We start from the raw sequence: 24130 nt of genomic DNA, 5'->3' as shown, positions 1-24130 counted from the left end.
CGGGCTTTTTTTGTGGAAATATTGTCTCATATAATGATTCGAGTCACTGATATTTTTACTGTTCAAAGCGAATGACTTGCTCGTCAGCATCGACGTGAGCCATTTGACCAAAAGGAACAATTGCTCTTGGTGTTGCATGTCCGACATTGACATTGTAAAGAATGGGAATATCATTATCAATAACTTCTAAGAGATTCTCTTTGTATGCTTGGTAATGACTCTCATCTTGAGGTTTGCCAACAAGTAGACCATTGATGACATTAAAAATACCACTTGTTTTTAGGCTCTCTAGCATTTTACGATGACCTTCGACACTAGGCTTTTCTTCACTAGTTTCTAACAAAAGTATTCTACCATGCCAATCGTCAAGGCTAGGGAAAAGCTGATACTTTTCGCAGAGCTCAACAGTATCTTCATAGCGGCTATTGTCAAAAATATCATAGATAGACTCTAGACAGCCCCCTAAAATTGGTCCTGAAAAAGTTGCTGGTCCTCTTAATAATTCGAAGCCCTGATTTGGATGGGCTGTCCTCTGCGTCCCTAGGGCATTTTCACTAAAATCTTGACGCTCTTCATACCACAAATCACTTGGCCGAATTTCAGAAATACTGCCTGTTTGAATTAATTCTCTGAAATAATGCTCAGAATAAGGTAACATCTCTTTATCTAACTCACAAATGTCAGCGATAAAAGACTGCCCATAAAAGGTTTTTACCCCAACCTTATGTAACATCAAATGGTTCATTGTGGTATCTGAAAAGCCCAGAAAAGTCTTCTGTTTTGCCACTTTTTCCAGTTGATTATTTTCAAAAAGATAAGGCAAAAGACGATAGGTATCATCACCGCCAATAGCACATAGAATCATATCAAGGGAGTCATCAGCCATGGCTTCAAGTAAATCCGATGCACGCGCTTCTGGGTGTTCCTCTAAATACTCAATCCCTTTCAGAGAATTGGGCAAGAATTTGACTTCTAAGCCATAGTCCTCAAGTCGCTTAATACCTAGATCTAATTCATGCTTAATAAAGGCTTCACCCAACAAACCACGTGAAAGACTCACAATACCAACGGTTTTAATCATAGATACCTCCTCATGCTTTTTTATATTTTAGCACATGAAAAGAAGAATGCAAGGGAAAGCATACAAGCTTAGAGTCATTTTCAAAATGTAAATGTAAAGCAAAAAAAAGCCCTTACGGGCTTTTGTCCTGTCTGTATCGAAATGGTTTTGCCTACAAAGTGTTTAGTCAGCAGGCATTCCTGTAGTTGCATAGTAGGCTGATAGAACATCTTTGGTGATGCCAAATTTTTCGTAGATACGATCTACTTGAGCTGTTAAGCTCACTAATTGCGCATCTTCACTGGCAACGGATTGGTCAAAAGCAGAGTATAACACATCTAATTTATTTTGAATATTGATGCTTTGTTCAAAGTAAGTAGTCAAAGCCTTTTTATCGTTAGCTGATAGATGACTTGCAGCCACCAAAGATTTGACTTCTTCCAAATTGGACCAAGTTTTGTCAGGCATTTCTTGGCGAAAAGAACTCAGAAGCGCACTATTGTCCTCATTTAACTTTTGCAATTCTTGATTAAGACTATTTTCATCAGGTGTTAAGTTTTGAGCTTTTTTACTGGCAATAGAAGCCTGCAAACTGTCCATTGTTTGATAGATTGGTTCTGCTTCTTTGTCTGCCAAGGCCAATTTATCCTCAACACTCTTGACATTAACCTTGACCTGGCTAGGGTCTTGCCCTTGTTCCGCATAGGCAAGACTTTGATAGCCAGCAGCTAAAGCAAGAATTGAAAAAAGGCTAATAACGGCATACGATTTAATACGAGTAGATGATAACATGACTAGGTCTCTCCTTCTTTATCGTTGATTTATATAAAGTATAGACCTATTCTTCCAATCATTCTTCGAAATTTTGTGGTAAAGATGTGGCAAATTTGTGGCAATTATAATTGAATGGTAAAAACAGTCCACTTTTCATCACTAGCGACAGAAATCTGACCCCGGTGCTGAAGAATAATTTCCTGAGCCATGGCAAGGCCAATCCCTGTCTGCCCGCCTTGCCCCTTATAGAAACGCTCAAAAATGTAGGGTAAATCAGCTTGACTAATGGCCGGACCATCATTACGAATCGTTATGGTCCCTTGCTTTTCTTCAATGACAATCTGACTTTTAGCGTAGCGCAGGGCATTAGTTACGATATTGGACAAAGCTTTTTCTAGTAGCTCAGCATTGCCCTCAATCCTATAAACTTCCTGATCAACTTCCCCAGTCAAGATAAGGTCATTCTGCTTGGCAATTGGGCCGAAATAGGCCATCATGTCAGCCAGTAAATCCGTCAAAGAAAGCTTATCTTTCTTGAACTCTGTCCTACTATCAATACGAGATAGGAGTAAGATGTCATCAACCAATTGACGCATCTTTTGGCTTTCTTGCATCAGAACCGGATAGGCCGTTTCTGGCGGAATGATGCCGGTTTGAAGGCCCTCCGTATAACCTTGAAGGGACATTAAAGGCGTCCGCAACTCATGTGAAGCATTTTGGAAAAATTGGGCCTGACTGGCTTCGACCTTCTGAATTCGGTCAGCCATTTCCTGACTTTCCCGCAAAAGAGGATCAAAGTCAGAAAAAACCAGTTCTTCTTGCTCCTTTTGGCTTTGACTGTCACGCCAAAGGTTGGAAATATAAGCTTGGACCGAGTGAATGGACTGTCGAATATCACGGAAAGTCTTAAAGACGACCAACATCATCAGGCTAAAAGTCACTATCAGAATCGATAGAAGGAATAAGTGAATCCGATGAACTAACTTTTGCGTCTTAGTGACATCTGAAAAATTAATAACGCGGAATTTTTGATTGGCTCCTGAAGCACTTTTAACCACTTCACCATCCTGCAAATGCCCCAGATAAGTTTTGGTCATGACAAAATAAGTTTTTTCCCCTAAAGTCACCAAAATCCCATCTTTTTTGCCTGCCCTCTGCCACAAATGCCTCGTACTCAAGTAGGCATAAAGTTGGTCACTAACTCCCTTTTTAACTTCATTGGTGAAGATCCTCAGGCCTAAATCACTATATGTGGCATAATAGGACCAGACGAAGATACTATCCTGCTCCTTATCTGTATTATCAGGAATTTCTTGACCCTGATTCAGACTATCCAAAATCGAAAAATTAGCCTTCATGGACGTTTGGGTCAGTTGGTAAACATAGTCCTTAACCACGTGGTTAACCGACAAGTATATGAGCCCAAAAGTCAGCAAAAGCGTCAGGCAATTGACCAGCAAAAGCCGATTCATTAAATTTTTCTTCTTCCTCATTCTTGCTCACCCAACTTGAAACCATAACCCCAGACGGTTTTAATAGCCACTCTGGCCTGATGTTCACTTAGTTTTTTGCGCAGCCGTTTAACCGTATCATCTACCGCGCGACTTTCCACATCCTCGAAACCCCAAACCCGATCGAGCAAGGTTTCTCGGGAATAAGCAGAGCCTGCCTCTTCCATTAGCACTAAAAGCAGATCAAATTCTGTCTTAGTTAGCAGGAAATCAGTGCCCTTTAAAGCAGCCTGACGTTTATCACAATCAAGCACTAAATCTAAGAATTCAAAAGTCTTGGCAACCTGAGCCGGCTCCTGGTGACTCCTCTTCAAGAGGGCCTTAACATGGAGACTTAATTTAATAGGTGAAAAAGGTTTGGTAAAGTAATCATCCGTCCCCAACTGAAAAGCCCGAATAAAATCAGCATCCGAATCACGCGCCGTCAAAAGAATAATGGGCGTTGCTTGGTCAGTCTGACGAATTTTTTCCATAATGGCCAAGCCATCAGGACCCGGCAGCATGACATCCAAAATAATCAAATCCGGCTTCTGACGCAAATAGGCCTCATATAAGTGATCACCCCTTTCAAAAGCTTGCACCGAAAAACCATCATGCATTAGAAAAGGCAACAAGAGGTCACGAATATTCTTTTCATCATCCGCAAAATAGATAAGCTCAGCCATCAAGTCTCCAATCTTTCGTGAATTTTACTGATACCATCATAGACCAGAAAAAGGCCTTAGTCAACCGAAAATCGTTGGCCGACCAAAAGCCCTCCTTCAAATGAAATTTTCCAAAAATGAGAAAGAAAAAACGACTAAAAACTTAGTCGTTTGCATCTTATTTATCTTCAGCCGTTAACCATTTAGCAAAGACAGCCGCCAAAACACCGCCCAGCTCAGGACCAACAAAGTAAACCCAAAGGTGAGACAAGCTGCTACCACCAGCTAATAGAGCCGGACCAAAAGAACGGGCAGGGTTAAGTGAAGCACCTGTTAAACTAATCGTTGTTAAAATCAGCAAAACAAGCGAGAGACCAATAATAAGCCCCGCAAAGTTAGCATTGCCTAAACGCACATCTGTCACAAGTAGAATTAAAGTGACAAATAAGAAAGTCGCTAGCATTTCGACCAAAATAGCAACCCCAGCGCTAATTTGCGTGAAATCATTTTGAGCCAAAGCGTCCGTAGGCAAACCAGCTGCGCTGACGAAGAATAAAAGTAGAGCCGCCGCAACAAGCCCACCAATAAATTGAGCCAGCATATAGAAAGCAGCATCCTTAGCTGAAATTTTCTTCTGAATCAACATGGCAGTTGTCACCGCAGGGTTAAAATGACCTCCGGAAATACTACCAAAAGTATAAGCCGAAATAGTGATAGCTAAACCAAAAGCTAAAGCAATGGTTAAAATGCTACCTTTAGTAATAACAGCTGCAGATGATCCAATAAAGACCAATAAAAAAGCACCAAAAAACTCTGAAACGTATTTTTTCATTCCTATAATCTCCTTTTTTTCCTTACTTCTAGTATAAAAGATTATAAAAAAATGACAATTTTTCTGATTTCTTTTTTAGCCAGCAACTTAAAAATGAAGAAGTCAGACTAATCTAAAGTAAAAAAAGTGTATAATAGGACTATCAAAAGACAGAAAAGGAAAGACCATGTTAGCTTTTAGTCAAACCGCCAAGTACTTTACCTGCCCCATCTGCCAAGAGCAGCTCAAACTGACAGGTAAAAGCCTGATTTGCCCTAAAAATCATACCTTCGACTTGGCCAAACAAGGCTATGCCAACCTGATTCTCAATGCCAAAAAAGACCCCCATTACGACAAAGAATCCTTTATCAGACGTAGCCACATCCTGGAAGCCGGCTACTACCAACATATCCTTAAAGCCATCAGTCAAGAGCTTCCTCAGGACCAGGCCGTCACTATCCTCGATGTTGCTTGCGGCGAAGGCTACTACGCACGCGCCCTCGCCCAAAACCCGACCAACCAAGTCTTAGCCTTCGACTTGTCCAAAGATTCCATTCTCTTGGCAGCCAAGAAAGATCCACAACGATTAGTCACTTGGTTTGTCGGCGATTTGGCTAAATTGCCCTTGGCAGAGCAGTCTGTTGATATCATTATTGATGTTTTTTCACCAGCCAATTACCAGGAATTCAAGCGGGTGCTCAAACCAGGCGGAAAAATCATTAAAGCAGTTACAGCCAGTGACCACCTCAAAGAATTACGTCAGGCTGCCGCTGACCAACTGCTGCATCAAGACTACAGTAATGACAGTGTCATCAATCATTTCGCCCAGGCCTACCCAGACTATCACGTCAGCCACATCAGCCAAACGTACACCATCAACCAAGCTGACCTGACTGATTTTATTGAAATGACGCCCCTCTTTTTCCATGTCGACAAAAGCAAGCTTGACCTCGAAAAGCTGAGCCAAATCACTGTGGCAGCTGATATTTTAGTGGCTAAACATAAAGATTAAGATGTTCAATCATTAGAGTGAAAAAGTCTAAAAATGACAACCCAAAATGCTAAGACTTTAACATAAAAAAGCAAACAACCAAGTCCTTGGGGACTTGGTTGTTTTTTTATTAGTGTGTTGAGCTTATAAGATTTTTAACTGAAGTATAGTTTTAATCATAAATGCCTTGGTGTAAGGCAGTTATTGTGTCATGTCCAGGTAAGGGTGGTAAGCCACCTGAATCTTGACTCGTAAAGATTTCTTGAAGACCCCTGCTCCAGAAGGTTCTTTCAAGTTGTTCTGGTGAGATGGTTTGGACAATATCCTGGCCACGGCCTTCTTTAATTTTCAACCAGAATTGAGGATCAATCAAGGTCCCTCGTCCAACTCCAATTAAATCGGCATGTTGGTCTATGGCATCACGAGCTTGGTCTTCAGAAAAGACCGACCCAACGACCATGATTTGAGTTTCTGGTCCCACCACTTCTTTAAAGAGTTGGCCAAAGGACTGCTCACTTCCTGCAGGTTTGGCAGCGTAGCCACCCCAAATGGATAAACTGATATAATCAAACTCTTCTTTAGCAACTTCTCTGATCAGTGCCAACGATTCTTTATAAGTATAACCAACAGCATCACCATGAATTTCTTCGGGTGAAATCCGATAACCAAGGATAAAGTCTTTTGGAGCGTCGGATGCAATGACGGCTTTGACCTCTTTAATAACTTCAAGGGCAAAAGTCATCCGTTTTTCCAAACTACCACCCCATTTGTCTTGGCGCTTGTTGGAGAGAGCAGAGAAAAATTGTTGAATCAGGTAATGATTGGCGCCATGAATTTCGACACCATCAAAACCTGCCTCAATTGCCCGTTTAGTCGCACGTCCAAAATCTTTTATGATTTCTTCAATCTCTTCATTAGTCATTTCGCGAACAGGATAAGGTAAAAAGTCAAAGTCTAGTGCACTTGGTGCTAGAACTTCTTTTCCAGCCAAACCTCTAACCCCAGCTTCACGCCCACCATGATGAATTTGTAAAATAGCCTTGTTGCCATCCTTTTTAATCGCATCCGCAATGGCTTTGATGGAAGCTGTATACTCATCATCATAAATGGCCAATTGTTCTGGAAAACCTGGTTTTGAGCACGGGCCACCATTTTCAGAGACATAGTGAAACTCCGTAATGACCATGGCAGCTGCCTGCGAACGGGCACCATAATAGGCTAAAGTCTCTGGGCTAGCATAGCCATCTTTAAGACCAGAGTAAGAAAGCATTGGGGGTTGCACAATACGACCATCCAGTACTGCACCATGACGTAGAATCATTTGATCAGTCACTAATTTCATAGGTTTCTCCTTTTTCTCGCTTTTCCCTATTATAACAGAAGTCACATTATTTTTAACTTTTCTTACTTCTGATCGGCAGGGAAAATAATGCCATTCTCTATACGAGCTTTGGTTTGAATCTGACTGACCATAAGACTACGAGCCATAGCTTCTTGGTAAAAATTCTGATCCTTGCTGTTAATCGCATTGATAAAGGCCGTAAATTCTGGCAGTAAGCGATTTTGGAAATTATCTTCCTCAAACTCTAGACTAGTACCATCATTTTTCTCAAGAATAACTTTCCCAATGGCATTAGGCGAAAGACTGGTTCTGATGACACCTTTATCCCCTTGAATGATAGCTCCAATCATGCCCTTACTGTCTTTAGCTGCCAAACAGAAAGCTTGGAAGTCGGGATAATGAAGGGTCAGAATACCATTGGTATCAATCCCTCTTTCAATGGTTGGGAAATAATGACTATCCTCTGGTTGCCCAAAAAGACCTAAAACTAAATGGAGATTATACAAGTTTAAGTCCATGAGTGCCCCACCTGATTTTTGCGGATCAAAAGTTGGTAAGATCTTGCCTTCTTTAAAAGCATCATAGCGGCTAGAGTATTGACTGTATTGACTTTGGACAAGTTTGATTTGACCAACTTCAGGTAACCACTCTTTGATTTTAGCGAAGCCTTTAAGGTAACTTGTGGTGACCGCTTCAAAAATGAAGACCTGATTTTCTGCAGCTAAGGTCGCTAATTCTATTAGCTCTGCCTCGTTGCTTGTAGCTGGTTTTTCGACAATCACATGCAAGCCTTTTTGAAGTGCCAATTTGCTGTAATGAACATGAAGGAAATTGGGCACGGCTACGTAAACAACGTCTATTCCCAAAGCAACTAAAGCCTCAAAATCACTAACCGCATGGGCAACACCGTTAGTGTCAGCTAAAACTTTAACTTGCTCCATTTCTTGGGGAATACCTTGTAAACCTAGCACTTCAATGCCTGGTATAGTCACCAAAGTTGGGAGAAACTCTTGCACAATCATACCTGTTCCAATAATACCTAATTTCATAATAAGCTCCTTTAATCTTCTAATAAGCTCATCTTACTCTTTTTAAAACAAAAGAAAAGCCTTTTTACCCATCTGGGTAAAAAGGTTCAAACTTGGTAGATGATTGGATGACATTTTCGGAAAAAAAGTTCATTTCAAAGACTTACGACTCTGATAGAGGATTGTGTAAATGACATTCAAGAGGTAGTCAAAAGCCAGCTGTGAGTAAAAAGTGCCAACTTTATCATCTTTCTCCATATCTGGAATCATAAGATGACTAGAACTCCAAGCAATCAAAGGACTCTTTTGATTGGCCGTAATGACTTGGATGATCACGCCTTGACGGCGCAATTGTTGGGCTTGGGAGAGCATTTCCTCATTGTTGCCACTATAAGAAACAAATAGAGCAACGTCGCCAGCTTTTAGATGAGTAATGATGCGGTGTTCTTCGTCGTTTTCCGTCGCAAGAATAGGAAAATAATTAATCTTGACCAGCTTATTAATGAAACTTTTCAAGGTCAATTTGACATCCCCATAACCAAAAAGAAATAGACGGTCAGCAACTTTAATCTGCTCAGCCATTTTTTCCAATTGATCAAGAGACAGTAAGGACTGGACCTGATCCATGGTGTTTTTGTAGAGGGAAAAAAGCCCATTAACAATGGCCTGACTGGACTCCTCTTGAAATGCATGGGTGAAATCCACCTCTTTATCCAAATAACGCGAAGAGGTCAACTCGGCTACTAAAGCCAAACGAAAATCGCGAAAACCCTGAAAATCTAGCTTATGGCAAAGACGAATAATACTGGCATTAGAAGTAAAAGTATCCTTAGCCAGCTGACTAATGGTCAAACTGTCAATGGACTGAAAATGAACCTGTAAGTAGTCAATAATCGCAACTTCCGTCTCTGTGAAGGCATCCCGCTCCTCAAAAGCTTGTAAAATTGTCATCCCTTGCTCCTTACATACTGATTTTCTCTATTTTAGCAAAAAACGCTCTTCAAAAATAGCTTTTAGCGACTCCATCTTGAGGTTTTCTTGAGCATCATCGGGTAACTTTTCTTCATCATCCACTTAGCAAGAGCATTCCCGGGACTAGCTTTAATACCCGCCTGCCCCTTAGCAACCATCTGCTCAAAAGTAATATCTGGCTCTGTAAAGCGGCCGTTAACATAGCACATATAGCAATAAGTATCTGATTTGCTGCCATCGGCATTGTTACCTCTTAGATCTTGACCTTTTGGCATTAATGGCATAGCGCAAGATTGGCAAAATTTTTCCATAGTATTCTCCTTGTTTACCCTATTTTACCATAGCTGCGCTTTAAAAATGACATTTTCAAAAAATTAAATTCCAACCTGATGCATTCACCAAGATTTTCCTTCTTCTAGTCCTTTCAAGACAAAAAAACCATGATTGCTCATGGTATTTTTATCAGCGACTTATTTGTCGCTTTTTATCTCTCCAACTAAAGTTGATAGAGCTTTAATGACTCTATCTTGTTGTCCAGAAGAAAGTTCTTTAATTTGGTCCATCAAATCGGATAAGTCTTCATTTTGTTCGACTAAACTAATGTCAAAAAATTCTTCAAAATCAACTTCCAAGGCTTTCATAACCTTTTCTAACGTTTTGACTTTGACATTTGTCGACTGGTTTTCCAACTTATAGACATAATTGGTACCAAGATCAGCTTTTTCTTCCAGTTGTTCTTGAGTTAACCCCTTGTTTAACCTTAACAGTCGTATTCTTTTTGAGATGTACTCCTGCAATACCTTATTTTCCATACAAATTTTCACCTCATAAAATCAATTCTACACAGATATATAATATTTTTTAAGTTTTTAAAATCTCATTTTTTCATCCAATCAACTTTTAAAGGTCAAGTTATCATTTAATTGGATAAAGTGTCTAAAAATGGAACTTTTTTAATAAATTATCTATATTTTCCTATTATAACGTATATTAAAAATTTTTTTGACATTTAACCTAATTTTGCCCAAAATTTAATGAAATCGGGATGTTGTTATCCTTTCAATAACCTTTTTTACAAATGAAAATCTTTCCCTTACTATGATATAATGACACTATAAAGGAGGTCATTTATGAAAAGTGATGTACAATTAAAAGAAGTCGCTACTCAGCTCTTATTAGAACGCGGTGTCCAACATGAGGATATTGCAGACTTAGTTATGTCCCTTCAGAATAAATACATACCCGACTTAACAAAAGAAGAATGTCTGGAAAATATCCGTGCGGTTCTTAAAAAAAGAGAAGTTCAAAATGCCATTATCACCGGTATCGAATTTGACAAACTGGCAGAAGAAAATAAATTGTCCCAACCTCTCTTAGAAATTCTAAAAACTGACGAAGGACTCTACGGTATTGATGAAATTCTAGCTCTTTCGATCGTCAATCTTTATGGCTCAATTGGCTTTACCAACTATGGTTACCTAGACAAAACAAAACCCGGCATTATCGCCAGATTAAATGCCAAAGATGGCAAATCCTGTCACACCTTCTTAGATGACATCGTCTGTGCCATCGCTGCCGCAGCAGCCTCACGCCTGGCACATAACGACCCTGACAAGAGCGCTATTGCAAATAAAAAATAAAAGCAATCATATCAAAAGGAAGATCTTATTCAAATCTTCCTTTTCTTTTTTATTGGTTTTTGCTTTGATTTGGCAAGAATAGCTTAACAGTCGTTCCCTTGCCAACCTGACTTTGCAGTGAAATCTTACCCTCTAATAAAGTCACAATCCGTTTAACAATGGCTAGCCCAAGCCCATTACCCTCGCGGTTATGAGACTGGTCAGCTTGGTAGAATTGCTGGAAGAGGTAACTTTGTTGGCTCTCTTCAATACCTATGCCATTGTCCGAAATGGTTATTTCGGCTCCTTTTGATTGCTGAACCAAGTGAATGGCTAGTTTAACCTTTTCTCCAGAATATTTTAGGGCATTATCGATGACATTAATCCATATTTGCATGCATAAGTCAGCATCTGTCTCTAAATAGGTAGCAGGGCTTTCAAAGTCAATACTGATCTCTTTGTCCCGCCATTTCTCACTAAGTAAGATGAGGACATGTCTGATTTATTCATCAATTCTAACTTTTTCAAGCCTTAAACGGGTCTGGCGATCAAGCCATGATAGATTTAAGATATCATCACAAAGGCGACTCAGTCTCAAGGTTTCTGACTGCATCAATTCTAGTAGCTCTGCCTGTTCCTTACCGTCTAAGTCAGAATCAGACAGGAGGTCTGTCAGGCCAACCAGAGAAGCCACTGGCGTTTTCAACTCATGGGAAATATTGGAAATAAAATCCTGTCGTAGTTGGGCCAAATTCTTCAAATCTTGGGCCATTTGATTGACGTTTTGCGACAACTGATCGATCTCGTCATGGTAAGTAGTCGTGTCCTTTGGATAAGTTGATGGGCGCATCAACCCAATAGCGCTATGCCCGTACATGGCATCTTTGGCGAAGCCAACCACCGTAAGTGATTTCTTACTGTTGCTATCAAGGATTTTATCACCAAGCTTGATACCGTGGCTCTTGAAGGACTGATCTAGGACTATCTGACCTGAGTCTGTTAACAGGGAGTGGCCTGATACCACTTTAGGATTCACCAAAGCACTATCCTCGACCACAAAGTAAGTCACATCAATGGTCTCTGATTTTGCTGTTTTTTTGAGTCCAGCTCTTTGAATCGTCAAGCCTGCCAATTGATTTTCAGGCAAGTCTTGGATCTCCTGCAAGCTTTGATCGGAAAAATGAGAAAAACTGATAATATCTTCTGCGTCCTGGGATAAAAGGTAGTGAACCTGGCCATAATTCTCAATCTGAGCACTAACAGCTCGCCCTAAACCATTGGTCAAACCCGTCAAAAAGACCACCATAAAAATCATCAACACAATTAAAAATTCAATCAATATATATTTCTTGGCCTGATAGGTCAGCTCTTTCCAAGCAACTTTCATCTACATACCTCCTGCATTTCTTACAGCCAGTATAAAACAGAAATGTGACCTGAATATGTCCAAAGAAAAATATCATACAAAAAGAAACTCCTCCTGATGAAGGAATCTCTTTTAAAAATTATTCTTTATCTTTTGGTGCTTCTAGCCCAACTCCACTAGGTTTTTGAGCTTTCTTTTCGACTTTTTTCTTAGCTTTTGAATCCTTGCCATTAAAGCCCATGGCTTCCGCAACACGAATAGCGACATCGGTATCATCATATTCACCATCAAACATGATTGCACCTGAACCCATGGCATAGACAGGAACTTTTTCACCAGAATGGTCTGTTGTTGACCAAGCAAGTCCTGCTTTTTTATCTAAGATGCGAGTTGCTGTGATGGATACAGGAATGTACTCGCCATAATTAGTATTTTGTTGTTCTGGAGCTTTTTTAGATTCTTCAAAGGCATCTTCTAAAGCTTTGTATTCTTCTTGTGAACAAAGCGATCTGTTTTCTTCTTGTTTTTTAAGATAGTCCTCTTCTTTCTCAATACTTACTTTTTCTGAAGGGGCATTCTTATCGAGTTTTAAACCAAAGAATTCTTCAATTTTTGGTGCAAATTCTTCGAAAGTCATATCTGGATTTTTCTCTAATTCTGAGGTAACAATCTTATCAAATTCAACTTGTGACCCTTTTTGCTTGGTCAATTGATCAAAGTAAGTTTCATAACCCGTTGACTCATTTCCAATGGTAAAACCACCTGTTGAATGGTCTGCTGTGACAACAATTAAAGTTTCATCTGGATGCTCATTATAGAAATCGATAGCTGTTTGGATTGATTTTTGGAAACCAATGACTTCATTAACCGTTGTTGCACCGTCATTGGCATGTTCAGCCCAGTCAATCTTCCCAGATTCTGCCATCATGAAGAAACCTTCAGGATCATCCTCCATGACTTCAATCCCTTTTTTCACCATGTCATCAAGGCCTTGACTATCTTTTTTCTTATCGATTTGATAAGGCATAGCCCCATCATCTTGGAGTTCTTCAGAAACAATATAGGTCTTCTTAGATTTAGCGTTTACTTTTTCAGCATCAGCTTTTGTGTCAACAATATTGTAACCTTTTTCTTTCATGACTTCATAAAGGTCTTTTTGATCCTCATTTTCCCCAGTGCGGTCTTTTAAAGACCCACCTGCAAAGAAATCAAAGTTAGAATCAGCCATTTGTAAACCGATGTCATAATATGACGAGCGAGACTCTTCATTAGCGTAAAAGGCTGCCGGTGTTGCATGATTAAGTGTTACTGTTGTTAAGATACCTACAGATTTACCTGCCCGTTTAGCTTTTTCTGCAATCGTATCACTGGATTTTTTAAAGTCTCCAGAAAGTCCAACTGTATTGGTCTGCGTTTTAATCCCTGAAGCAAAAGCTGTTGCTGTAGAGGCAGAGTCTGGAATGAAAGAATGGCAATCATACTGAGATTTCAAACCGATAACAGGCATCTCTGTAAAATTCATTCTGGTAGGGTAAACCTCATCTTTATTGGTTTTAGTATAGCCAAGAAAATCTTCAGCTGCAGTGACTGGCGTTACCCCCATCCCGTCACCAATAAATAAAAAGACGTATTTGGCTTGCTTGTCATTAACTTTTGAGTAATCTTCTGTTTTAGCACGTTTGCTATCGTACATTTGAACAGATTTCCCATTAGCTGTTTTCTTGGCAGCACTGCTACTATTAACTGCCTTTAAGTCTAACTTCAGACTGCTACCACTAGCTTGATTGCTACAAGCACCAAGAACCATTGTCGAGGCAAGCAATAGCATACTTAATTTCTTGAAGGTTTTTCCTTTTTTCATCATAATCTCCTTTGATAATCCTAAATAAATAACCTACATTTCTATTTTAGGCTTCAATTGTAAAATACCATTAGGATTTTTGTAAAAGTTCTGTGAAAATTCAAAATATTTAATGAACCAGTAAAGAACCAGTTAAGTTTACCTCTGGAAATGGAAAGAATAACATTTATTCAATAGCATATAAAAAGCCCACTGATTTTGAATTAGGCATCAGTGGGCTGGTCTCATCTTTGTTTTTTAGGAGGAAAACAGAGATTCGTTTTTTGTCTTATGGAGTCAGAGGAGTCTTTTTGGATTAGGAAAGGTCCTCTACATCTTCATTATATACCCTGAATGTAAATCTTTAATGTCCTTTATGTAAAAGTTTGGTAAAGATTAGTTTTTCAGCAGACCAACTCTGATTTGCTTGATGATTTGTGCCATTTCATCCTCGCGGTTTCCTGATGGACTACCTAAGAATAAGACCTGCACAACATAGGTCATGATGGGGCCTGTTAATCTACGGATAAAAATTGGAAATGGGAGGTCAGCATCCATTTGATGATTGGCTTTGAGCAATTTTTGATGCCACTGCATCAATACCTGGTCAATCTCTTGCTTGCGGATGCTGGTCAAAATGGTCTTTTTTAATTCCGAATTAACTTGGACCTCTTGGAACAATATGGTCAGGATGCTCTGATTTCGCTCGATGAAGGCGATTCGGTCTTGGACGAGGACAGGGATTAATTCTTCAAATTCCAAAATGTCTTTGATCACTGTGAAAAAATCTGTAAAGAGGGCTGGTATGACTGGTTCAAGCATCTCTAGCAGTAATTTTTCCTTAGTCTTAAAGTATTTAAAAAGGGTCGCCTGGCTGACGCCTGCTTGATTGGCAATCTGGGCTGTGCTTGTGCCATGGTATCCCTGTCGAGAAAAAAGATCTAGACTAGCAAGAATCAACTTACGCTTGCCAGCAGGCATTTTAGCATCATCCAGCAAAGTAAAATAATGGTGAAAACTAGTTTCCGTCATAAAAACCTCCTTTTAAACTTTGCGGTAGCGTTTAAGGCCGATAACGTTAGCTAATGTTAAAGCGGCTAAGAAAATCAGTAAAATCCCAATATCTTTGGCAATGGCATCTAGTCCCTTCCCTTCAAGAACAACAGCTGAAATAGCGTGACCTGAATAAGAAAGGGGTAGGAATTTCCCTAAGGTTCTCACCCAGCTAGCCATGGAATCCAAAGGGATTAGGCCAGAAAAGAAGAGTTGGGGAAGGACAACAAGTGGGATAAACTGCATCATTTGGAATTCTGACTTAGCTAAGGTCGACATCAAAATACCAAAAGCTAAGGCAACTAAGGCTAAGACTTCACTAACCAAAATAATATGGAAAATACTACCTAGAACTTGTAAATGCAAGAGGTAGATTGCGGAGGTCACAATGATGGAGGTCTGAATAATGGCAAGTAGCCCATAAGCTATCATATAACCTAAAACAATTTGTGACCTTCTAACAGGTGTTGCTAAAAGTCGATCCAAGGTGCCAGAAGTTCGTTCTTTTAAAAGGGCCATCCCTGAAATGAGGAAAACAAAGAAGAAGGTCAAAAACCCAATCAAAACAGGCATTATCTTAGCAAAGAAACCTGTATCCTTGTCACCATAGAGGAATCTTTCATTGATTGTTGTTTTGTCCTTGCCAGATTTGACCGCCATAACCAGTTTAGGGTCGGCAGCAAGTAATTTTTGCAAGAGCTTTTTCATGTCTTGACTCTTGTTAACCATGATGGATGATTTAAGAACCCGACGGCTAACCTGAGTTTTAGAGACATCCTGGTTGGCATAAGTCACCTCAAATCCATCAGCTTTAGAATAAAGAATTAAGGTATCTAACTGGCCATATTTTAAAGCCGCCTTGCCTTTTGCTTCTGAAGAAAAGTCCCTCACATCGATATGCTTTGCCTTATCTAAGGTACTAACCAGCTGATTATCCACGCCCACTGCCCCGAGTCTTACATCAACCTGAGATTCGGCCGAAAACATGATGTTCATCAAAAACATGATAAAAATGGGAGCTACAAACATAAGCATTAGGGTTCTCTTATCCCGAAGAAGTTCCAAGATAACCTTTTTTACAATCGCTACTACTCTCATCTCATTCACCCTCAGCCTTCAAAAAGACTTCCTCAATACTATCCACCTGATAGCTCCTTTTGAGCTCGGCCGGACTATCAAAAGCAATTATCCGTCCGCCTCGCAATAGCCCTACAAAGTCCGTTTTTTCCGCTTCATCCATAACGTGGGTGGTCACCAAAATGGCAACACCTTTCTCTTTCAAGAGCTTCAATTCACGCCAAATTTGTTTACGCAATGAAGGATCAATTCCAACAGTTGGCTCATCTAAGATTAACAAGTCGGGTGCTCCTAAAAGAGCAATGGCCAGGGAAAGTCGTCTCTTCATCCCACCAGAATAACCACTGACCAATTTACCTAAATGATCAGTCAGGTCGACAATCTCCGCAACATGGGCAATTGATTTTGCTAGCGTAGCTTTTTGAATGCCCAACATTTGGCCGAAAAAGCATAAATTTTCATAACCAGAGAGACTGAGGTAAAGGGCATCCGATTGAGCCATATAACCCAACTGGCCTAAAACCTGACGGTTAGGCATCTTTTGCTTAAAAACCAGAACTTTGCCTTGGTCAGCCTTTTCCATACCAAGTGCAACCTTAATCATGGTCGACTTACCAGCACCTGAAGGTCCAATCAATCCAACAATTTGTCCCTTGTTGAGGGTGAAATTAATCTGGTCAAGAATCCGCTCTTTATCATAGTCTTTACTAACATTTGTCAGACTGAGTACAGTTTCCATAAAACCCTCTTTCGTTTGGTGAGTAAACACTCACTTTTTTGATATACCTATTATAGTGAGTGAACACTCACTTGTCAATGATTATTTTTCAGAAGATTAAAATTTTCCTGTTTATAGCGATTCCAATCAACTTTCATTATTTTTCATAATGTACGAAATTTTTAATTCAATTTTTTAGTAACATTTGTCAAATATTCGGATTTAATGTAAAAGATTTGTAAAACTTAACCATTTAATTGACACCCCTTACATGTTGTTGATACAATAATCTAGAGGGGGTTTTGGTATTATTTGATGATATTTTTGAAAATCTGGCTTTCTTTTCAAGTAAGCAGAAGCAATCTTTTTTTGCTTAGATAAATAAGAATGGTATTAAAAAATTTATATTTTTCACTTTTCTAAATGGAATAATAGACTTTAATAATATTCATAATATCAAGCAATTATAATTTTGCAGAGTTGACCTATCTTTAGTTTTCATGAGAGAAACTAAAAGACACTTTAAGAAAGGTTTAGGAAAAAGATTTATGAAAAAAAACAAAATTGGTTTAGGCTTGTTAACTTTAACTTCAGTTTTAGTACTTGGTGCTTGCGGAGGTTCAAGTACAAATGGTAAAGACACTTCTACGTCTAAAAATGGTTTAGAAGTAAAAGTTCTTGATGGTGAATACGTTACTTCTAAAGACTTAACAGCTTCAAGTTCATCTAAGGGATTCTTAGCCCTTCATGTTAAATTAACAAATAAAGGCGACAAGAGTATTACTTATGGACAAACCAACTTCACTTTAGCATCAAAAGATGACGAGGAAGACATAGAGCCAGAAAATGTTTACGACAGTTTAGATCATTTTAAAACACTTGATTATGGTAAAGTATCAAAAGGCAGATCAAAAACTGGCTATATCGTTTATGAAGTTGATAAAAAAGAAAAGAAATACAATCTTTTAGTAGAAACAGCAACTAACGGTGACGACGATACTGAGGAAGTTAAGATTCCTGTCAATGCAGCAAAATATCCAGATAACTCAGAAAAAATCAAAGAACTTGCTAAGACATTTATTACTCAAACTTTCTTAGATGGTAGTGCAACTGTTGATGGTTCTGATGCTGAAGCAGCAAGCACAACTGGTGGTGCTCAAGTAGAATTCCTTTCTAAGAAAAAATCTAGCAAAAAAGACAATGAGTGGAAATTAGCAAACAATACCGAAGAAGATAAGGCGGCATACATGAAAGCCTTTATTGAATCAGCTAAAAGTGGCTGGTCACATTACCAACCAAGTGATAGTGAAGCAGAAAAATTTGCCCAACAATATATTACTGCTAACTCAAAACGTGCTCAAATTGAAACAACTATCATTGACTACTTACCAACTTCTGCAAAAATTGCTATCAAACCATCAATCATCAACTTTAAAGACCTTGACACCGATAGCCTAAAAAATGAATACATAGATAAACACAAAGGTGATGACTTCTCAGATTATGATGCCCTTTATAAAGATGCTGAAAAATATATCTTTGAAAATGTTCATACACGCTACGACAGTGCAAAAATTGCAACCCCTGAATACATGAACGGTGAAGGCTACGAAATCAATCTAACGAAAGATGCTGATACTGGAGAATGGACAGTTGATACTTCAGATGCAACTGGAAATTACGACTACAAACAATTAATCCAAGCATTCATTGGCGGACTCTAAAAAACATCAAATACCAAAAACCAAACACAAGAAAAAGCCTAGTCATAGGCTTTTTCTTTTTGTCTTAATTGACAAGTGCCACTTCAGATGCCTTATCAAATAGATAAAGAGCATCTTCAGGGAATCCCAAGTAAACCGTCTCATCAACTTGGTAAATATCTTTCGCGGATATTTTAACAACTAAATCCTTTTTACTTCCTTCTAAACGGACATGAACGATGGCATCCTCACCAAGCATTTCATAAACCCTAACCTTACCAACTAGATACCCTGAATGCGCTTCTCGACTAAGAATAACATCATTGGCTCTAATACCGACAATAAGATTTTTTCCAAAGGCTCCTCTTTCTTCAAAGAGCTGAGCTTTTTCTGAGCTAATTTCTTGCTCATGGAAATCTGTTAAAAGATAAGTAAAGTTGGCTTCTCGATCCAGCTTTGCATCAAGGAAATTCATTGGGGGTGTCCCAATAAAGCCTGCAACAAAGAGATTTACCGGATGATCAAAAAGATTTTTTGGACTATCTATTTGTTGGATACGACCGTCACGCATAACGACAATCCGAGTTCCTAAGGTCATAGCTTCGGTTTGGTCATGGGTTACATAGATAAATGTCGCATCCAATTTTTGATAAAGACTGGCAATTTCTAAACGCATTTCACCCCGCAATTTAGCATCTAAATTGGATAAAGGCTCATCCATTAAGAATACTTTAGGATGACGAACCATGGCCCGCCCCATAGCAACACGCTGTTTTTGCCCCCCTGATAATTGACCAGGTTTGCGATCAAGGTAAGATTCTAATTTTAAAATTTTTGAAACTTCTTCTACCTTCTCATTGATATCAGCCTTGCTCAAGCCCCTAATTTTCAAACTATAGGCAATGTTATTGCGAACGGTCATATGAGGGTAGAGGGCATAGTTTTGAAAAACCATGGCAATATCACGGTCACTGGGACTAAGGTGGTTAATCTTTTGATCATCAATTAAGAGGTCGCCAGAAGAAATGTCTTCTAGCCCAGCGATCATTCTAAGTGTTGTTGATTTCCCACAACCAGAAGGCCCGACAAAGATAATAAATTCCTTATCATCAATGACCAGATTAAAATCATCGACAGCTTTTGTGTCCTCATATATTTTGTTAATATGTTTTAATTCAATTTTCGCCACTGGAGGCCTCTTTTCAGTTTATTTGTTCAATGAGTGGCAATAATTCCGCCACAGATGGAATCACATAGGATGTGTATAGAGATAAGCTTTCAGCATCAGCTGTTCCACTGGTTACACCAATGGCGACCGCTTTACCATTTTTAGCAAAACGCATGTCATTTGGAGTATCTCCGACCACAACTATTTCTGACGGCTGACAGCCCCAGAGGGAAGCTGCCTGTTCAACCAAGGCACCATCCGGCTTGATTGGTCGACTATTATCGGAAGTTCCAATAAAGGAAATGAAATGGTCAAGTCCTAGTTCTTCCATACATTGCCAGGTCGATAAGAAAGTATCAGTTGTCACAATACCAATAGCTATGTCTTGTTCCTTCAAGGTTGTAAAGAGTGATACCATATCGGTAAAGGTTGGTATATTTCCTTGAAATGAAGCAACTGCTTCTGTGAAATAATCCTGTAAGCGATGAATGAGCAATTGATAATCAATGCTTTCATGCTTTTCCTTAATGATTTCTCCCAAATCCTCAGCAATCAGTTGATAGGGTTTCCAAGCAATAGCCCCCTCAGGATCAATCTTGCCATTTTCATAGCCAATTGCCTTTTCCAATCTTGGTTGGTAATAAGCGTAGGGAAGCAAGTCGTAATCATCCATAATCCGCTGAAGGACTGGTTCTATTGCTGGTTGCCAAAGTTTAAAAAAATCAATTAGGGTACCATCTTTATCAAAGAGAATCCCTTTAATCATCATTCCACCCCCAATTCCTGATAGGCTTGTCCAAATGTTTTAATGTTTGGAACCTGATGACCACGAGTGATAGGGTTTCCATAAAATCTGAAGTCACCCTCCTTGGTATTAGCCCCAAAACGAATCCAATGATAGTCTGCTTTATCCAGACTGATTTTTCCAGATACTTGATAATTACCTTCTGCAGTAACTTCCGCATCTAAGATAATTTTGTCACCATCTAAAATGTAAAAGATTTCAAGTTCTTCAGAACTTGTCAGAGTAAGTGAATACTCTAACTGCTTAGCTTGTTGTGGCATAATATCCCCAAAAGCCAATTCATCACTGTAATCACTTGTAAACTGAGCATCGACTTGGCAAAAACGGGTCACATAAGAGTTACATGCTTTAAGTCCATCTTTTAAGTGAGAAGCTGATAAGTGATCCATCAAAATCCATGTCGCAGGATCTCCAGGGACTGATGGAGTCGTAGCCGTTGGATAACATTCTCCCTTAAGCATATGTGAGTCACTGCCACCAATAGCACAAATACGATAGCCTTGAGACCAAAGGAGGTCAGCCAAGGCAACCGCTTGTTGATTAGCTAACTTCCCTTCAGCTTTTGGCTCAAGTTCATAGGTTGGATCATTAATAATTTCTATACAAGAAAGTCTATCTAAGGCCAGATCTTTAAATTCCCATTTCCATTTGTAGAGGAAGGGATGGTTGATTGAGAAGAGCCAATCATTTTCCTGACATTCTTGTATAAAAGCATCAATAGCATTAAGGACATTTTCTTTTCCACTTTCAAAGATGATAGCATCTAGACTTTCAGGTCTCTTGGTTAAACCAAAGACATTGGCATGACCAAAGTTTGTGGTCATTTCCATGCCTGGTAAAACCATAAGCGGCGTCTTCTTCCAACCAGTATGTAAGAGATTGTGCTCTGTCGCTACATAGAAGTCTAAGCCTTCTTCTAAGACCTTCTCAGTAACAGTTGGCAACAATTCTTTACCGTCAGAAAGTTGCGTATGGGTATGAAAATCACCCTTGTACCATTTTCTGCCTTTCTGGTAAATTTTAACGGTATCTAAATAGCGATATTCAAAGGCTTCGTTGACCCAAATTGGCCCAGAAATGGATTCTTCAATGCTACCTTCTGTAAAGCGCAGCTCAGCGTCAAAACTAATTAAGTCTTCATCAAAGTGTTTGCCATACTCTTGATTGTAGATAGCTTCGATTGTCCAAGTCCCAGAAGTCATTGGCCCAGGAATGCCACCAATTGTCGTCGTCTCTGCCTTCTCACTTAGTGAAATAAGAGGCTTACTGTAGCTCAATTGCTTTTGAAAACGTAGGTTGCCCTTATCATCCCTAATCATTAAAAGGACTAACATCGTATAAGGTGCTTCTAAGGTATAGGATAAACTAATACCTGTACAATCCTCTGGCATTTGGAAATGGACAGTACACAAACGCTGATCGTCTTCATTTAATTGGAAATGATAAGTTTCATTCATGAGGCAACTCCTTTATTTTTTTTCTAAAGCTTTATCTAGGGCTTTCTGAGCTGTTTTTTGAGCTTGGTCAAGAGCTTCCTGAGCTGGTACATTCTCAAGTTCCACTTTATCAGCCGCAATCTTCAAGGCATCATAGACAGCACCATCTGTTGGATCAATTGGTAAGACTGAGCCATGTTTAGCTTGATCAAAAGGTACTTTTGCTTGTGGGTTTTCCTTGATATAAGCTTGGTAATCTTTATTTTCTGTGATTGCGTTATTAACAGCTACATAACCAACTTCTTTTGTCCATTTAACTTGGTTTTCAACATTGGTAAAGAATTTAATAAAGTCGTAAGCCCCTTTTTGTTCATCTTTACTTGATTTAGCCATAACATCCATTAGGAGTGCATCTGCTGCTGGTGCTGATTTAGAATCTTCATCCCATGCTGGTTGTTCAAAGGCTTGAACTTTTGAGAAATCTAAGTCTGCTTGGTCACCTGAAGAACCAACATAACCACCTGCTGTATTTCCTAAAACATCATCAATTGTTTTGTACCAATATTCCCAACCTTGGCCACCTGAATTAACAGCCATAGTTTTATCGTCATGAATCCAAGCACGGAATTGTTCCCAAACAGCAACCCATTTTTCATCATTGATGGTTACTGTTTTACCATCTTTACTGAACATTTCAGCATCATTACTCAAAGAAGCATCGATCAAGTTATATTGGCCCCACATTGGTTCCCAACCATACTTGAATTTACCAGTATCTTTAATTGCTTTAGCTGCTTTTCCAAGGTCTTGCCAAGTTTTAATAGAATCAGGTTGGATGTTAGCCGCTTTGAAAGCTTCTTGGTTATAATACATCACTTGGGTAGTTCCGTAAGCTGGTAAACCATAGCGTTTGCCTTTAGAATCTAAACCTTGGTCAGCGAATACTTTAAGGTAATTGTCTTCTTTAAAGTCCTTATCATCTTTAGCCAATTCATTGATATCAGCTAACATTTTTTTATTGTTAAGGTTACGTGAAGGAGCCGCGTCTAGTAAAACTAAGTCCGGAGCTTTGTTACCAGCAACAGCTGCTTGTAATTTTGTGTAAGTTTCATCGTAATCTGCTTGAGTGACAACTTTAATTTCATATTTGTCTTGAGACGCATTGTAATCTTTGATAATGTCTTTCCAAACATTAACGGCTGTTTTACCACCGGCAAACCAAAATTCAACTTCGACTTTACCGTCTTTTGTTTTTGGTGCTGCTGAAGATGAGCCACATGCTGATAAAACGACTGTACTTAATATACCAACTGCTGCAAGTGATAGAAGATTCTTTTTCATTTTTACTTTCCTTTTTATCCTTTTACTCCGGTGTCGCCACCAATTCCATTAATAAACCATTTTTGAGTGAATGCAAATATTATCAACAAGGGTAAGACAATGACCGCACTGGCTGCCATTACCTTGGCCCATTCCGTCCCGTAAGCACCACCTTCAATAAAATAACTTCTTAACCCTTGTGAGACCAAATATTTTGGTTGATCATTGGTAATCAATGATGGCCACATATAAGAGTTATAAGCTGCGATGAAACTCATCAAGCCAAATGTTATAAATGACGATTTTGTCATAGGACAAACAATTTCCCATAAAACCCGGAAATGTGAAGCACCGTCCATGCGTGACGCTTCAATCAGTGTTTTTGGTACCTGCATGAAAGCCTGTCTGAGAAGAAATATCCCAAAAATGCTAATCGTGCTTGAGACAATAAGACCTGTTAATGTATTTAACATCCCCCCTTTTGATAAAATGATGTAACTTGGAATATAAGTTGCTGCTGCAGGTAACATATAAGTCCCCATAACAATGGCAAATATGAGTTGTCGACCTCTAAACTTTAGAAAAACTAAGGCGTAGGCCAACATGGCACCCGTAATAATTTGAATGAGGACAATGACTAATGACGTCCATAAACTGTTCCAAATATAAAGTGGAATAGGGGAATTTGTGAGGACTTCTGTGAAATTCGACCACTGAGGAGAACTTGGCCAGAAGACATCGGTATTCATGACTTCAGCCTTTGTTTTTAAGGAACTAATAATCATCCATAAAAAGGGAAAGGCGGTAAAGATACTAACTGCAATCAGAATAATCCACTTAAGGAGTCCCCCAAAAAGAGTCGTCATGTCAAAGCTTTTTTGATTTTCCATTT

At 39.2% G+C, this 24130-nt stretch carries 24 protein-coding genes; 3 read left to right on the top strand and 21 right to left on the bottom strand.

The annotated features are described in order from the left end of the window. Positions 1–55 precede the first annotated feature (55 nt). The 5 genes from A9Q68_RS09060 to A9Q68_RS09040 form a co-directional block, all read right to left on the bottom strand. Positions 56–1081 carry a S66 family peptidase gene (locus tag A9Q68_RS09060; RefSeq protein ID WP_071794382.1) on the bottom strand — a complete coding sequence of 342 codons (1026 nt, stop codon included), beginning with the start codon at positions 1079–1081 and terminating at the stop codon, positions 56–58. Positions 1082–1243: 162 nt separating this feature from the next. Beyond that, entirely contained in the window at positions 1244–1852 is a 609-nt protein-coding gene (locus A9Q68_RS09055; protein WP_071794381.1) for a hypothetical protein, read from the bottom strand. A 104-nt stretch (positions 1853–1956) separates the two neighbouring features. After that, complete coding sequence (locus tag A9Q68_RS09050) at positions 1957–3306, bottom strand: sensor histidine kinase (protein ID WP_240494226.1); 1350 nt, start codon at positions 3304–3306, stop codon at positions 1957–1959. 17 nt (positions 3307–3323) lie between these two features. Beyond that, on the bottom strand, positions 3324–4010 hold the full coding sequence (locus A9Q68_RS09045; RefSeq protein WP_071794379.1) for a response regulator transcription factor: 687 nt from the start codon (positions 4008–4010) through the stop codon (positions 3324–3326). Between the two features lie 157 nt (positions 4011–4167). Next, complete coding sequence (locus tag A9Q68_RS09040) at positions 4168–4821, bottom strand: MIP/aquaporin family protein (RefSeq protein ID WP_071794378.1); 654 nt, start codon at positions 4819–4821, stop codon at positions 4168–4170. Positions 4822–4987: 166 nt separating this feature from the next. Here A9Q68_RS09040 and A9Q68_RS09035 point away from each other — a divergent pair, with 166 nt between their 5' ends. Next, entirely contained in the window at positions 4988–5812 is an 825-nt protein-coding gene (locus A9Q68_RS09035; protein ID WP_071794377.1) for a methyltransferase domain-containing protein, read from the top strand. Between the two features lie 151 nt (positions 5813–5963). Here A9Q68_RS09035 and A9Q68_RS09030 read toward each other — a convergent pair whose 3' ends face one another. The 5 genes from A9Q68_RS09030 to A9Q68_RS09010 form a co-directional block, all read right to left on the bottom strand. Then, positions 5964–7133, bottom strand: a complete 1170-nt coding sequence (locus A9Q68_RS09030) for an NADH-dependent flavin oxidoreductase (RefSeq protein ID WP_071794376.1) — start codon at positions 7131–7133, stop codon at positions 5964–5966. A 62-nt stretch (positions 7134–7195) separates the two neighbouring features. Further along, positions 7196–8182: a Gfo/Idh/MocA family protein gene (locus tag A9Q68_RS09025; RefSeq protein WP_071794375.1), complete on the bottom strand. Its 987-nt coding sequence runs from the start codon at positions 8180–8182 to the stop codon at positions 7196–7198. Between the two features lie 129 nt (positions 8183–8311). After that, entirely contained in the window at positions 8312–9112 is an 801-nt protein-coding gene (locus tag A9Q68_RS09020; protein ID WP_071794374.1) for a MurR/RpiR family transcriptional regulator, read from the bottom strand. A gap of 62 nt (positions 9113–9174) precedes the next feature. Next, positions 9175–9444: a zinc ribbon domain-containing protein gene (locus A9Q68_RS09015; protein ID WP_071794373.1), complete on the bottom strand. Its 270-nt coding sequence runs from the start codon at positions 9442–9444 to the stop codon at positions 9175–9177. A 159-nt stretch (positions 9445–9603) separates the two neighbouring features. Next, positions 9604–9945, bottom strand: a complete 342-nt coding sequence (locus A9Q68_RS09010) for a helix-turn-helix domain-containing protein (RefSeq protein ID WP_071794372.1) — start codon at positions 9943–9945, stop codon at positions 9604–9606. A 318-nt stretch (positions 9946–10263) separates the two neighbouring features. Here A9Q68_RS09010 and A9Q68_RS09005 point away from each other — a divergent pair, with 318 nt between their 5' ends. Next, positions 10264–10773, top strand: a complete 510-nt coding sequence (locus A9Q68_RS09005) for a phosphatidylglycerophosphatase A family protein (RefSeq protein ID WP_071794371.1) — start codon at positions 10264–10266, stop codon at positions 10771–10773. Positions 10774–10822: 49 nt separating this feature from the next. Here A9Q68_RS09005 and A9Q68_RS10980 read toward each other — a convergent pair whose 3' ends face one another. From A9Q68_RS10980 to A9Q68_RS08970, 6 genes are all read right to left on the bottom strand, one after another. Beyond that, the gene (locus A9Q68_RS10980; protein WP_276204054.1) at positions 10823–11200 is read right to left on the bottom strand and encodes a sensor histidine kinase; all 378 of its coding nucleotides are present in this window, start codon (positions 11198–11200) and stop codon (positions 10823–10825) included. Positions 11201–11254: 54 nt separating this feature from the next. Continuing rightward, positions 11255–12139 (bottom strand): histidine kinase dimerization/phospho-acceptor domain-containing protein, encoded by an 885-nt coding sequence (locus tag A9Q68_RS10975; protein ID WP_083426052.1) that lies wholly within the window; start codon positions 12137–12139, stop codon positions 11255–11257. A 118-nt stretch (positions 12140–12257) separates the two neighbouring features. Beyond that, positions 12258–13979, bottom strand: coding sequence for an alkaline phosphatase (locus A9Q68_RS08985; protein ID WP_240494225.1), 1722 nt, complete (start codon positions 13977–13979; stop codon positions 12258–12260). 375 nt (positions 13980–14354) lie between these two features. Next, positions 14355–14990: a TetR/AcrR family transcriptional regulator gene (locus tag A9Q68_RS08980; RefSeq protein WP_071794368.1), complete on the bottom strand. Its 636-nt coding sequence runs from the start codon at positions 14988–14990 to the stop codon at positions 14355–14357. A gap of 12 nt (positions 14991–15002) precedes the next feature. Continuing rightward, positions 15003–16109, bottom strand: coding sequence for an ABC transporter permease (locus A9Q68_RS08975; RefSeq protein WP_071794367.1), 1107 nt, complete (start codon positions 16107–16109; stop codon positions 15003–15005). 1 nt (position 16110) lies between these two features. Continuing rightward, the gene (locus tag A9Q68_RS08970) at positions 16111–16827 is read right to left on the bottom strand and encodes an ABC transporter ATP-binding protein (RefSeq protein ID WP_071794366.1); all 717 of its coding nucleotides are present in this window, start codon (positions 16825–16827) and stop codon (positions 16111–16113) included. Positions 16828–17354: 527 nt separating this feature from the next. Here A9Q68_RS08970 and A9Q68_RS08965 point away from each other — a divergent pair. Then, a complete protein-coding gene (locus A9Q68_RS08965; protein ID WP_071794365.1) occupies positions 17355–18530 on the top strand; it encodes a DUF4352 domain-containing protein in 1176 nt (391 codons plus the stop codon). Between the two features lie 64 nt (positions 18531–18594). Here A9Q68_RS08965 and A9Q68_RS08960 read toward each other — a convergent pair whose 3' ends face one another. The 5 genes from A9Q68_RS08960 to A9Q68_RS08940 are packed head-to-tail and all read right to left on the bottom strand — an operon-like array spanning position 18595 to position 24128. Further along, complete coding sequence (locus A9Q68_RS08960) at positions 18595–19698, bottom strand: ABC transporter ATP-binding protein (protein WP_071794364.1); 1104 nt, start codon at positions 19696–19698, stop codon at positions 18595–18597. Between the two features lie 13 nt (positions 19699–19711). Then, a complete protein-coding gene (locus A9Q68_RS08955; protein WP_240494224.1) occupies positions 19712–20446 on the bottom strand; it encodes an HAD family hydrolase in 735 nt (244 codons plus the stop codon). Then, positions 20443–21939 (bottom strand): CehA/McbA family metallohydrolase, encoded by a 1497-nt coding sequence (locus A9Q68_RS08950; protein WP_071794363.1) that lies wholly within the window; start codon positions 21937–21939, stop codon positions 20443–20445. Before A9Q68_RS08950 ends, A9Q68_RS08955 begins: the two co-directional genes overlap by 4 nt. Positions 21940–21951: 12 nt before the next feature. Beyond that, positions 21952–23259 (bottom strand): extracellular solute-binding protein, encoded by a 1308-nt coding sequence (locus tag A9Q68_RS08945; protein WP_071794362.1) that lies wholly within the window; start codon positions 23257–23259, stop codon positions 21952–21954. 14 nt (positions 23260–23273) lie between these two features. Continuing rightward, positions 23274–24128: a carbohydrate ABC transporter permease gene (locus tag A9Q68_RS08940; protein WP_071794361.1), complete on the bottom strand. Its 855-nt coding sequence runs from the start codon at positions 24126–24128 to the stop codon at positions 23274–23276. Positions 24129–24130 lie beyond the last annotated feature (2 nt).

This window comes from Streptococcus bovimastitidis, assembly GCF_001885095.1.
Taxonomy (GTDB): domain Bacteria; phylum Bacillota; class Bacilli; order Lactobacillales; family Streptococcaceae; genus Streptococcus; species Streptococcus bovimastitidis.
The sequence above is the reverse complement of the archived record's forward strand: the minus strand, read 5'-3'. Positions and strand labels throughout refer to the sequence as shown.